Consider the following 11889-nt stretch of genomic DNA (forward strand, 5'->3'; position numbering starts at 1 on the left):
ACCGTGCGCGCGCCCGCCCCGGGCCGGCCCGCGACGCCCCCGCCCTACCGCACCGCCGCCACCCGGAACCGGATCCCGACCGCCCGCAGCCGTTCCACCAGCGCGTCACCCATCGCCGCCGCCGGTGTCACCTGCCCGGCAGTCCCCGGCAGTTCGTCGAAGGCCAGCGACAGCGCCGACTCCGCGAGGATCTTCGCCGTCTCCCCGTACCCGGGGTCGCCGCCCGATACCTCCGTGTAGACCCGCCGCCCGCCGCCCTCGCCGACGAAGCGCACGGTGAACCAGCTCCTGGCCCGTAGCTCCGCGTCCGGCCCCGTCCCCGGCGCGACCAGCGAGCCCAGCCACCGCCGCGCCGCCGGCACCTGCGCCAGCGCGAGAACCGAGCCCACCGCCGCCGCGCCGCCCACCGCGACCGGCAGCCACTTCACCGCCGCGAAGTGCCGGTAGCGGAAGTCGGGACCGTACCGCTCCAGCGCTGACGCCGACCGCTCCACCACCTGTGCGTCGATCGTCGGCAGCGGCAGCGCCCACATCCCCAGTTCACCGCTGCGGTGCGGCGCCCCGAACGAGGCGCGCGCCCGCCGCCCGCCCTCGGGCCGTGGTTCCGCCGCGCGCCGCTCCCGTGCCGCGCGCAGCATCTGGCGCCCGCGCCCCATCGCCTCCAGCGCGGAGGCGAACGTACCCCCGGAGAAGCGCGCGTTGGTGCGCACGTAACCGTCCACCCGCAGGGGAACCCCCTCCGGGAGCTGCCGCACGGTGAAGTACGCGCCCAGGTCGTGGGGTACGGAGTCGAAACCGCAGGAGTGCACCAGCCGGGCCCCGCTGCGCCGGGCCACCGCGTCGTACCCCAGGTACATCCGGTCCACGAACTCCGGCTCGCCCGTCAGGTCCAGATAGTCGGTGCCCGCCTCCGCGCAGGCTGCCACCAGGGCCTCCCCGTACCTGAGGTAGGGGCCGACCGTCGTGGCCAGCACCCGCGTGCTGCGCGCGAGTTCGCGCAAGCCGGCCGCGTCCGCCGAGTCGGCCTGGACCAGCGGCACGTCCGCGCAGGCGGGACGGGTCTTCGCCAACCGCTCCCGCAACCGTTCCAGCTTCGTCAGGCTGCGGCCCGCGAGGGCCCAACGGCAGTCGGCGGGTGCGTGCTCGGCCAGGTGGGCGGCGGTGAGCTCGCCCACGAAGCCGCTCGCTCCGAACAGCACGATGTCGTACGGACGCGGCATGCCGCTCCTCCAGGGGTTCGGGTGCAGGTGTCTAGCAGGCTAAGCGCTCGCTTGGCCAAAGTGGGCGAAGGGCTTGTGCAGAGTGGAACACGTTCTTAGCATCACTGCTGTTACATCAGTTGTGTCACAGTGCTGGGGGCTCGATGGCAGGAACAGCAGGCACGCGTCGCACACCCGACCGGGGGCCGCTCGCCGGGGTGCGGGTGGTCGAACTGGCGGGCATCGGTCCGGGCCCGTTCGCCGCGATGTGCCTCGCCGACCTCGGTGCGGACGTCGTACGGGTGGACCGGCCCGGCGGCGCGGGGCTCGGCGTCGATCCGGCGCAGGACCTCACCAACCGGGGGAAGCGCTCCGTGCTCGTCGATCTGAAGGACCCGGCGGGAAGCGCCCAGGTCCTCGACCTCGTCGAGCGCGCCGACATCCTGATCGAGGGCTACCGCCCCGGCGTCGCCGAGCGCCTCGGTGTCGGCCCCGACGCCTGCCTCGCCCGCAATCCGAAGCTCGTGTACGGGCGGATGACCGGCTGGGGGCAGGAGGGCCCGCTCGCCCGGCGCGCCGGGCACGACATCTCCTACCTCGCCACGACCGGCACCCTCGGCATGATCGGCAGGGCCGGTGAGCCCCCGGCCGTCCCCGCCAACCTGGTCGGCGACTACGCGGGCGGCTCCCTCTACCTCGTCATCGGCGTCCTCGCCGCCCTCCAGCACGCCCGCACTCCCGCGGGGACGGGGCAGGTCGTGGACGCGGCGATCGTGGACGGCGCGAGCCATCTGGCCACCATGCTGCACGGGATGCTCGCGGCCGGCGGCTGGCAGGACCGGCGCGGGGCGAACCTGCTCGACGGGGGCTGCCCGTTCTACGGCACGTACGAGACCTCCGACGGCCAGTACATGGCGGTCGGAGCCCTGGAACCGCGCTTCTACGCGGAGTTCACCCGCCTGCTGGGCATCGCCGAGCGCGCACCCGACCGCGCCGACCTCGCCCGGTGGGGGGAGCTGCGCGAGGTCATCGCCGCCCGCTTCGCGGAACGTACGCGCGAGGAGTGGACCGAGGTCTTCGCGGCCTCCGACGCCTGCGTCGCCCCGGTGCTGTCCATGCGCGAGGCGCCGCACCACCCCCACCTCGCCGCCCGCGCCACCTATGTCGAGCACGGCGGCGTCACCCAGCCCGCCCCCGCGCCCCGCTTCTCCGTCACCCCGGGCGCGATCGCCCGGGGGCCCGCGCTGCCCGGGGCCGACACGGCCGAGGTGGCCGCCGACTGGGACGTACCGAACCTGCTGGAAGGGTGAGACCCGCCGATGGACACCCCCGTCCCGTCGGGCTGCGCGGGCGGCCCCCGCGAGGGCCGCGGCCGGGTCGCGGCCCCGGAGCCCGCGGGACCCGACGCCGTCCGGGCCGCCGAGGCGCCCGGCTTCGCCTCGTCCACGGTCAGGCGCTGCCCCGCCGCCCGCATCCCCGCATGCGGATCGGCGCGGGCGTCCTCGACGTCCGCTCCCGCACCCCCGCCCCCGTCGCCCGGACCGGCGGCCGGGCACTACTCGGCCCCGGCGCGTCGGGGCCCTCCGCGCGGCGGGCGTCACCGTGCTCCACGTCATTCCGGTCGGACCCGAGCCCGCGCAGCTCGTCGAGACCGTCAAGAACTGGCTCTGACCTGCTACAACTGGCTCCAGAGGACTGGTATCCGATGAAACGTCAGCTTTTCGACGCCGAGCACGAGGCCTTCCGCGAGACCGTCCGCACCTTCCTCGCCAAGGAGGTCCTGCCGCACCACGAGCAGTGGGAGAAGGACGGCATCGTCAGCCGCGATGCCTGGCTCGCCGCCGGACGGCAGGGCCTGCTCGGGCTCGCCGTGCCCGAGGAGTACGGCGGCGGGGGCAACACCGACTTCGTCTACAGCGCCGTCCTGGCCGAGGAGTTCACCCGCGCCGGAGCCTCCGGTCTCGCGGTCGGCCTGCACAACGACATCGTCGGCCCCTATCTCACGGGCCTGGCCACCGAGGAGCAGAAGCGGCGCTGGCTGCCCGGGTTCTGCACGGGCGAGACGATCACCGCCATCGCCATGACCGAGCCCGGCGCGGGCTCCGACCTCCAGGGCATCCGCACCACCGCGGAGGACAAGGGCGACCACTGGCTGCTCAACGGCAGCAAGACCTTCATCTCCAACGGCATCCTCGCCGACCTGGTGATCGTCGTCGCCAGGACCTCCCCGGAGGGCGGCGCGAAGGGCCTCTCCCTGCTGGTCGTGGAGCGCGGCACGGCGGGCTTCGAGCGCGGCCGCAACCTCGACAAGATCGGCCAGAAGGCCCAGGACACCGCCGAACTGTTCTTCCACGACGTCAAGGTCCCCAAGGAGAACCTCCTCGGCGAGCTCAACGGCGCGTTCGTCCACCTGATGACCAACCTCGCCCAGGAGCGCATGGGCATCGCGGTCGCCGCCATCGCCGCCGCCGAACACCTCCTGGAGATCACCACCCGGTACGTCAAGGAACGCGAGGCGTTCGGACGGCCGCTGGCCAAGCTCCAGCACATCCGCTTCGAGATCGCCGAGATGGCCACCGAGTGCGCCGTCACCCGTACGTTCCTCGACCGCTGCATCGTGGATCACCGGGACGGGGAACTCGACGCCGTCCACGCCTCCATGGCCAAGTGGTGGGCCACCGAACTCCAGAAGCGGGTCGCCGACCGCTGTCTGCAACTGCACGGCGGCTACGGCTACATGACCGAGTACCGGGTCGCCAAGGCCTTCACGGACGGCCGCATCCAGACCATCTACGGCGGTACGACCGAGATCATGAAGGAGATCATCGGCCGCTCCCTGCTCGGCTGACCCGGGTCCCCGCCACCAGGCTTCCCCGGAAAGACCCTCCCGACAGCCCCTCCCGAAAGGCACTCGTCTTGAGCACCGAAGCGTACGTGTACGACGCGATCCGCACCCCGCGCGGCCGCGGCAAGGCCGGCGGCGCCCTGCACGGCACCAAGCCGATCGACCTCGTCGTCGGCCTCATCCACGAGATCACCGCCCGCTTCCCCGGCCTCGACCCCGCGGCCATCGACGACATCGTCCTCGGCGTCGTCGGCCCGGTCGGCGACCAGGGCTCCGACATCGCCCGCACCGCCGCCATCTCCGCCGGACTCCCCGACACGGTCGCGGGCGTCCAGGAGAACCGCTTCTGCGCCTCGGGCCTGGAAGCCGTCAACCTGGCCGCCATGAAGGTCCGGTCCGGCTGGGAGGACCTGGTCCTGGCGGGCGGCGTCGAGTCCATGTCGCGCGTGCCGATGGGCTCCGACGGCGGCGCCTGGTTCAACGACCCGATCACCAACTACGAGAACGGCTTCGTCCCGCAGGGCATCGGCGCCGACCTCATCGCCACCATCGAGGGCTACTCGCGGCGCGACGTGGACGAGTACGCCGCCCTCTCCCAGGAGCGTGCCGCCGCGGCCTGGAAGGACGGCCGCTTCCACCGCTCCGTCGTCCCGGTCCGCGACCGCAACGGCCTGCTGGTCCTCGACCACGACGAGCACATGCGGCCCGGCACCACCGCCGACTCGCTCGCCGCCCTCAAGCCCTCTTTCGCCGCGATCGGCGAGATGGGCGGCTTCGACGCGGTCGCGCTCCAGAAGTACCACTGGGTGGAAGCGATCGACCACGTCCACCACGCGGGCAACTCCTCCGGCATCGTGGACGGCGCCGCCCTCGTCGCCGTCGGCACCAAGGAGGTCGGCGAGCGCTACGGCCTGACCCCCCGGGCCCGTATCGTCTCCGCCGCCGTCTCCGGCTCCGAGCCCACCATCATGCTCACCGGCCCCGCCCCGGCCACCCGCAAGGCCCTCGCCAAGGCGGGCCTGACCATCGACGACATCGACCTGGTCGAGATCAACGAGGCCTTCGCGGGCGTCGTGCTGCGCTTCGCCAAGGACATGGGCCTGTCCCTCGACAGGATCAACGTCAACGGCGGCGCGATCGCCATGGGCCATCCGCTGGGCGCCACCGGCGCGATGATCCTGGGCACCCTCGTGGACGAACTGGAACGCCAGGACAAGCGCTACGGCCTCGCCACCCTGTGCGTTGGCGGCGGCATGGGCGTCGCCACGGTCGTCGAGCGCGTCTGACACCCCGTCCCTCCCGCCACCCCTTACGGAGCAGCCACACCATGAGCGAGTCCACCACCATCCGCTGGGAGCAGGACGAGACCGGCGTCGTCACCCTCGTCCTGGACGACCCCAACCAGTCCGCGAACACGATGAACGCCGCCTTCAAGGCCTCCATCGCGGCCGTCGCCGACCGCGCCGAGGCCGAGAAGGACTCCATCCGGGGCATCATCTACACCTCCGCGAAGAAGACCTTCTTCGCCGGCGGCGACCTCAAGGACATGATCCAGGTCGGCCCCGAGCACGCCCAGCAGGCCTTCGACACCGGCACCGCCATCAAGGCCGCCCTGCGCAGGATCGAAACCCTCGGCAAGCCCGTCGTCGCCGCCATCAACGGCGCGGCCCTCGGCGGCGGTTACGAGATCGCCCTCGCCGCGCACCACCGCGTCGCCCTCGACGCGCCGGGCTCCAAGATCGGCCTGCCGGAGGTCACGCTCGGCCTGCTCCCGGCGGGCGGCGGAGTCACCCGTACCGTACGGCTCATGGGCATCGCCGACGCGCTGCTCAAGGTCCTGCTCCAGGGCACCCAGTACAGCCCGCGGCGCGCGCTGGAGAACGGCCTGGTCCACGAGGTCGCGGCCACCCCCGAGGAGATGCTCGCCAAGGCGCACGCCTTCATCGACGCGCACCCCGAGTCGCAGCAGCCCTGGGACGTCAAGGGCTACAGGATCCCCGGCGGCACCCCCTCCCACCCGCGTTTCGCCGCGAACCTCCCGGCGTTCCCCGCGAACCTCAAGAAGCAGACGGGCGGAGCCAACTACCCCGCCCCGCGCAACATCCTGGCCGCCGCCGTCGAGGGCTCCCAGGTGGACTTCGACACCGCGCTGACCATCGAAGCCCGCTACTTCACCGAGCTGGTCACCGGCCAGGTCGCCAAGAACATGATCCAGGCGTTCTTCTTCGACCTCCAGGCCGTCAACTCCGGCGCCAGCCGTCCCAAGGAGACCGAGCGCCGCACGGTCCGCAAGGTCGCCGTGCTCGGCGCGGGCATGATGGGCGCGGGCATCGCCTACTCCTGCGCGCGGGCCGGCATCGACGTCGTCCTCAAGGACGTCTCCCCGGAGGCCGCCGCCAAGGGCAAGGCGTACAGCGAGAAGCTCCTCGCCAAGGCGCTCAGCCGGGGCCGCACCACCGAGGCCCAGCGCGACGAACTCCTCGCCCGCATCACCCCGACCGCCGACCCCGCCGACCTGGCGGGCTGCGACGCGGTGATCGAGGCGGTGTTCGAGGACACCGGCCTCAAGCACAAGGTGTTCCAGGAGATCCAGGACGTCGTCGACCCCGACGCGCTCCTGTGCTCCAACACCTCGACCCTGCCCATCACGGGCCTCGCGGAGGGCGTCTCGCGCCCCGCCGACTTCATCGGGCTGCACTTCTTCTCGCCGGTCGACAAGATGCCGCTGGTCGAGATCATCAAGGGCGAACGGACCGGCGACGAGGCCCTGGCCCGCGCCTTCGACCTGGTCCGCCAGATCAAGAAGACCCCGATCGTCGTCAACGACAGCCGGGGCTTCTTCACCTCGCGCGTCATCGGCCAGTTCATCAACGAGGGCGTCGCCATGGTCGGCGAGGGCATCGAGCCCGCGTCCATCGAGCAGGCGGCGGCCCAGGCCGGCTACCCGGCGAAGGTCCTCTCCCTGATGGACGAGCTGACCCTCACCCTGCCGCGCAAGATCCGCAACGAGACCAAGAAGGCCGTCGAGGCGGCGGGCGGCACCTGGCCGGGCCACCCCTCGGACGAGGTCGTCGACCGGATGGTCGACGAGTTCGGACGCCCGGGGCGCAGCGGGGGCGGCGGCTTCTACGAGTACGGCGAGGACGGGAGGCGCACGCGTCTGTGGCCGGGCCTGCGGGAGCACTTCACCAAGCCGGGCACGGAAATCCCGTTCCGCGACATGCAGGAGCGGATGCTGTTCTCGGAGGCCCTCGACACGGTCCGCTGCTTCGAGGAGGGCGTGCTGATGACGGTCGCCGACGCGAACATCGGCTCCATCATGGGCATCGGCTTCCCGGCGTGGACCGGTGGCGTCATCCAGTACATCAACGGTTACGAGGGCGGCCTGCCGGGATTCGTCGCGCGCGCCCGCGAACTGGCGGCGGCGTACGGCGAGCGCTTCGAGCCGCCGGCGCTGCTGGTCGAGAAGGCGGAGAAGGGCGAGAAGTTCAGCGACGCCTGAGCGGATTGCGCGTGACGGGGGCGGGGCGGGGGCCGGGGCGGGTGCTCCCGCAGCCCGCCCCCCCGCGTCCCCCTTCGGCCGTCGCTAGCGCTCCTCGTCCACGAACGCCGCCCGCAGCTCCTCCTTCAAGGACCGCTGGAACGCCGTGACCAGCGCCTGGAGCACCATCGGCTGCATGTACGCGGACAGCGACCTCATCGCCTCCACGTGCTCCGGGTCCGACTCGCGCTCCCGGTAGGGGCTCCACACCTCGTCCCGGAACAGGTGCGTGAGCTCCCGCGCCGCCGAGCGCGTGTGCTCCATGAGGATCGTGCGGGCCGCGAGGATCGTCTCGTGCGCGATCGGTACGCCCAGCAGTTGCACGCCCAGCGCCAGCAGGCCGGGGTCCACCCGGAAGGTGTCCGGGTCCCCGGCGCGCTCCAGCACGTTCATCGCGGCCAGCCGGCCGATGTCGTCGTCCGACAGCGGTCCGCCCGCCCGGCGCTCCAGCTCCGCCCGGGTGGCGAGCTCCGCCGAGTCGGGCGCCCAGGAGGCCACCACCGCGCGGTGGATGGCGAGATCGTGCGCGCTCAGGTCCGGCGGGAGCTGTTCCAGGTACCGTTCGATGGCGGCCAGGGTCATCCCGTGGTGCTGGAGCTCCTCGATGAGGGCGAGCCGGGACAGGTGCTCGGGGCCGTAGTGGCCGACCCGGCGCGGGCCGATCACCGGGGGAGGGAGGAGCCCCTTGGTGCTGTAGAAGCGAATGGTGCGGACGGTGACGCCGGCCCGTGCGGCCAGTTCGTCGACCGTGAGCGTCGGCTCCCCGGTACCCGTGGTCGTCGTCATGCGAGTGCCCCGTTCCTCTGACCGTCCCGCTGCCGCCGGTCCGCGCGGTGCCGCCGCGCAGCGGTGATGCAGTGCAACAGTATTGCTGTCTCACCACCCTTGTGAAAGCCTCCCGGGGGCGTGAACGGTTCCGTGCGGGTGTGCTGCGGCCGGTCGCGCGGTTCCCCGCGCCCTGACGGGACGCCCTCCGGGCAGCCCCACCCCGTCCCGGCCCGCCCTCACCCCGCCCTCCGCCGTCCCGCCCGCCCCCGCAGGGCCCGCACCGCGCCCCTTCCCGCCGCCGCCCCGCTCAGCATCGCGATCTCGCCCCGCATCCCCGGCGCCGCGACCATGTCCCCGGCCAGGAACACCCCGTCGCCCCGCTCCACCGCCGGGCGGTCCCGCCACGTCAGGCCCGGCAGGTCCAGGGCCCCCGTCCGGCCCTTCGCCGTCGCCGTGCGGCTCCACGTCGTCCGCGACCGCCACTCCGGCACCGTCAGGTCCGCCAGCGCCTCCACCCGGCCGCGCGCCGAAGCGAGCGGCTCCCCCTCCCGTACCGGCATGTCCAGTTGGAACAAGGACTCCCCGCGCGGCGCCACCGTCGCGTCCTGCATCGAGTACGACTCGTGGAACCCGCCCCCGTCCAGGTCGAACGCGATGAAGCGGTCCCGCCGGCCGGAGCGCACCGCCAGGTCCAGCAGGACGCAGTGACCGCTCTCCCAGCCGAGCGAGGAGTCCCCGAGCAGCCGCCGGGCGGAGGCCGGTCCGGTCGCCACGACCACCGGCCGGTCCGAGGGCAGCTCGGTCACCCGCTCGCCCAGGTGCACCCGCACCCCCAGCCCCCTGGCCCGCGCCTCCATCCGTCCCAGCACCGCCTGCCAGCCGCCCACCACCCACCGCACGGCCGGCACGGACGGCGCGAACACCCTGCGGAACAGCTCCCAGACGAAGGCCGCCGACAACCGCCCGGTGTCGGCGTCGTACGTCACCGCCGAGATCGCCCGAGCCGCCGCCCGCGCCGCCTCCTCCCCGTACCGGCCCGACGCCCACGCGTGGAAGGTCATGTCCACCGGCGCGGCGGCGGGCCGCCCCGGCAGTGTCATCCGCACCAGCCCGGCGGGCGGCAGCGCCCGCAGCCTCCCGTCCCGTACGAAACCGAACTTCAGGTCGCGGACCGGCGGCCTGCCCAGCCGTCCCACCAGGCCCCGCTCCACCAGCCAGTCCCAGTGCGGCAGGTCGGCGTAGAAGACGTGCGGTCCCTCGTGCGCCACGTACGGCGCCGGGGTCGCCCGGCCCCGCCCGCCCAGCGAGCCGTGCGCCTCGTACAGGTCCACGCCCACGCCCGCCTCCGCGACGGTGATCGCCGCCACCAGCCCGGCGATCCCGCCCCCGACGACCGTCACGTTCCCGTTCATCGCGATCCTCCTCCGCAGGGGCCCGGTGCCCCTCCGCTCCCTGGACGGACCGGGCGGCCGCAGATGTGACACCGGGCGGGAGGCTCAGCCCCGGAGGCAGGCCAGCACCGCCGGCACCCGGCGGTGGTCGTCCGGCGCCGGAGGCAGGTCCAGCTTCTGGAGGATGCCCGCGATGTGCTTGGCCACCGCCGCCTCCGTCACCACCGGGGCCCGCGCGATCGCCGCGTTCGACCTGCCCTCCGCCATCAGCCCCAGCACCTCCCGCTCGCGCGGCGTGATCCGCCCCAGCGGGTCCCGGCGACGGGCGAGCAACTGGCGCACGGCCTCCGGGTCGACGACCGTGGCGGTGGGGGAGTCCGTGCGGCGCACGCTGGGGCCGACGCTCCGGGCCGCTTTCGAGGACGGGCGGACGCGGACGCTGCGGGTGGTGGCGGTGCTGGACGACCGTTCCAGCCCGTATCAGGTGCTGCTGGACCGGAGCACGGTCCGGGCGCACGATCCGTCCGCGCTCGCCGAGGTCGTCCACCGCACGGGGCCGCCGGGCGAGATGCCCGGCGGCCGGGAGGTGAGCGTGGCCGCGCACGCGGGCAGCGCGGACGCCGAGGAGGACCGCTTGGTGTGGGTGTTCACGCTGCTGCTGGTGGGGCTCACCGCGGGGTACCCGGCGCCGGCCGTGGCCAACACGCTGCTCATGGCCACGGCCGGCCGCCGGGCGGACTCCCGGGTGCTGCGGCTGTCGGGGGCGACGGACCGGCAGGTGCTGCGGACGGTGGCGGCGGAGACGGCCTTCGTGGTCGCCCTCGGAACACTTCTCGGCGGGCTGGTCGCCCTGCCGTCGCTGCTGGGCATCAGGGCGGGGCTGAGCGGGCTGCTCGGGATGCCCGTCGACCTCGTCGTCCCGTGGCCGCCGGTGCTGGGGGCAGCGGGAGCGTGCCTCCTGCTGGCCCTGGCGGGAAGCCTGCTGCCGACGAGGTCGGCGTTGCGGGCCGGGCCGTAGGCCCGGCGGGACGGGGCGCTCGGGGGGGCGCCGGGGAACGACGCACGGGGGCGAGCCCAGCGGAACGCGCCCCCGCGCCCCCAGCGGCCCGAGCCCCCGCCGGGCCCCGCGGGCCGCCCGTCAGCGGGCCGAGCCCACCACCGGGTAGTGGTCGCTCAGGTTCGTGTACGTGTACTGCTTGCCCCAGCTCGACACCGTCCACGGAGCGCTCTGCTCCTTGACGACGTCGTTGTTCCACCCGGCGGGCCGGGCGTGCCCCGCGCGCGGCAGGACGTAGTCCAGGTCCTCGCGCGGGTCGTCCGGGTAGCGCTCGGCGGCGATGGAGTTGTCGTCGGTGTCGAAGGAGTACGCGTGCCCGGTACGGGAAGCGGCCCCGTCGAGGCCCCCGTCGGCCAGCATCGACGCGTACTCCGCACTGTGCGAGTCGACGTTCAGGTCACCGGCCACCAGCACCTGCTCCGAGGCCGGGATCTTCTTCGCGTCCAGGAACGCGTCCAGCTCCTTGAGCTGGGCGCTGCGCTTCGCCGCCGCCTCGCCCGCCGCGCAGCCCGGGTCGGTGGACTGGAGGTGCGTGCCCACCACGTGCACCTTCACGCCCCGCACGTCCAGGACGACGTACGCGAAGCCCTTGTTGGAGAACCAGTCCGCGCCGCACGCCTGCCGGTAGACGTACTGCTCCTGCCGCACGATCGGCCACTTGCTGTAGACCGTGACCCCGCCGTCCTCCGAGGAGGTCGCCGTGTACGCGCCCCCGGTGGCGTCCCAGCCGCTCCTGCTCCGGCCCACGACCGGGCTCTGGTACGGGTACTGGGCGGCCGCGTTGCGTCCCAGCGCCTCGGAGGCGGAGTTGTCGAACGCCTCCTGCAGCACCACCACGTCGTGGCCCCGGAAGAAGGGCGCCGCCGGTATCGCCTTCGCGCGGAAGTCCTGGCCCCAGTTGGGGTACAGGTTCTTGCTGAAGAGGAAGGCGTTGTACGACAGGACGCCGAGCGCCGGCACCCCGGCGGCGTCCGGTCCCGCCGGGGCCGCCGCCGCACCCGGAACGGCGGTCGCCAGCGTCGCCGCCACGGCCACGGCGGCTGCCAGCACAGGGCGTCGAGCGGAGCGCGGGGGACGCAGGGAACGCG

9 protein-coding genes and 1 pseudogene are annotated in these 11889 nt (G+C 73.5%); 5 read left to right on the forward strand and 5 right to left on the reverse strand.

From position 1 onward, the window contains the following. Positions 1–44: 44 nt before the first annotated feature. Entirely contained in the window at positions 45–1220 is a 1176-nt protein-coding gene (locus ACIP93_RS16330) for a saccharopine dehydrogenase NADP-binding domain-containing protein (RefSeq protein WP_345218613.1), read from the reverse strand. 143 nt (positions 1221–1363) lie between these two features. Between ACIP93_RS16330 and ACIP93_RS16335 the strand changes: the two genes are divergently transcribed. The 4 genes from ACIP93_RS16335 to ACIP93_RS16350 all read left to right on the forward strand — a co-directional run bounded on the left by ACIP93_RS16335 (position 1364) and on the right by ACIP93_RS16350 (position 7546). Then, the gene (locus tag ACIP93_RS16335; RefSeq protein WP_401759299.1) at positions 1364–2509 is read left to right on the forward strand and encodes a CaiB/BaiF CoA transferase family protein; all 1146 of its coding nucleotides are present in this window, start codon (positions 1364–1366) and stop codon (positions 2507–2509) included. A gap of 395 nt (positions 2510–2904) precedes the next feature. Further along, positions 2905–4047, forward strand: a complete 1143-nt coding sequence (locus ACIP93_RS16340; protein ID WP_401759302.1) for an acyl-CoA dehydrogenase family protein — start codon at positions 2905–2907, stop codon at positions 4045–4047. Between the two features lie 68 nt (positions 4048–4115). Beyond that, positions 4116–5330 carry an acetyl-CoA C-acetyltransferase gene (locus ACIP93_RS16345; RefSeq protein WP_401759304.1) on the forward strand — a complete coding sequence of 405 codons (1215 nt, stop codon included), beginning with the start codon at positions 4116–4118 and terminating at the stop codon, positions 5328–5330. Between the two features lie 41 nt (positions 5331–5371). After that, the gene (locus ACIP93_RS16350; protein WP_401759307.1) at positions 5372–7546 is read left to right on the forward strand and encodes a 3-hydroxyacyl-CoA dehydrogenase NAD-binding domain-containing protein; all 2175 of its coding nucleotides are present in this window, start codon (positions 5372–5374) and stop codon (positions 7544–7546) included. 84 nt (positions 7547–7630) lie between these two features. On the opposite strand, the gene ACIP93_RS16355 is transcribed toward ACIP93_RS16350, so the two are convergent. The 3 genes and pseudogenes from ACIP93_RS16355 to ACIP93_RS16365 all read right to left on the reverse strand — a co-directional run. Beyond that, positions 7631–8371: a MerR family transcriptional regulator gene (locus ACIP93_RS16355; protein ID WP_401759308.1), complete on the reverse strand. Its 741-nt coding sequence runs from the start codon at positions 8369–8371 to the stop codon at positions 7631–7633. Between the two features lie 218 nt (positions 8372–8589). Beyond that, the gene (locus ACIP93_RS16360; RefSeq protein WP_401759310.1) at positions 8590–9765 is read right to left on the reverse strand and encodes an NAD(P)-binding protein; all 1176 of its coding nucleotides are present in this window, start codon (positions 9763–9765) and stop codon (positions 8590–8592) included. An 84-nt stretch (positions 9766–9849) separates the two neighbouring features. Beyond that, positions 9850–10107, reverse strand: a pseudogene (locus tag ACIP93_RS16365) (response regulator transcription factor); the annotation flags it as partial. A 16-nt stretch (positions 10108–10123) separates the two neighbouring features. Between ACIP93_RS16365 and ACIP93_RS16370 the strand changes: the two are divergent. Continuing rightward, on the forward strand, positions 10124–10762 hold the full coding sequence (locus ACIP93_RS16370) for an FtsX-like permease family protein (protein WP_401759313.1): 639 nt from the start codon (positions 10124–10126) through the stop codon (positions 10760–10762). A 120-nt stretch (positions 10763–10882) separates the two neighbouring features. Here the strand turns inward: ACIP93_RS16370 and sph are convergent, their stop codons facing one another. Continuing rightward, complete coding sequence (sph, locus tag ACIP93_RS16375; RefSeq protein ID WP_401759316.1) at positions 10883–11851, reverse strand: sphingomyelin phosphodiesterase; 969 nt, start codon at positions 11849–11851, stop codon at positions 10883–10885. Positions 11852–11889: the final 38 nt, after the last annotated feature.

Source organism: Streptomyces sp. NPDC088745 (genome assembly GCF_044751045.1).
Taxonomy (GTDB): Bacteria; Actinomycetota; Actinomycetes; order Streptomycetales; family Streptomycetaceae; genus Streptomyces; species Streptomyces cremeus.

Coding starts and splice junctions, on each gene's coding strand:
- ACIP93_RS16330 (WP_345218613.1), bottom strand. CDS start 1,220: ATGCCGCGTCCGTACGACATCGTGCTGTTCGGAGCGAGCGGCTTCGTG.
- ACIP93_RS16335 (WP_401759299.1), top strand. CDS start 1,364: ATGGCAGGAACAGCAGGCACGCGTCGCACACCCGACCGGGGGCCGCTC.
- ACIP93_RS16340 (WP_401759302.1), top strand. CDS start 2,905: ATGAAACGTCAGCTTTTCGACGCCGAGCACGAGGCCTTCCGCGAGACC.
- ACIP93_RS16350 (WP_401759307.1), top strand. CDS start 5,372: ATGAGCGAGTCCACCACCATCCGCTGGGAGCAGGACGAGACCGGCGTC.
- ACIP93_RS16355 (WP_401759308.1), bottom strand. CDS start 8,371: ATGACGACGACCACGGGTACCGGGGAGCCGACGCTCACGGTCGACGAA.
- ACIP93_RS16360 (WP_401759310.1), bottom strand. CDS start 9,765: ATGAACGGGAACGTGACGGTCGTCGGGGGCGGGATCGCCGGGCTGGTG.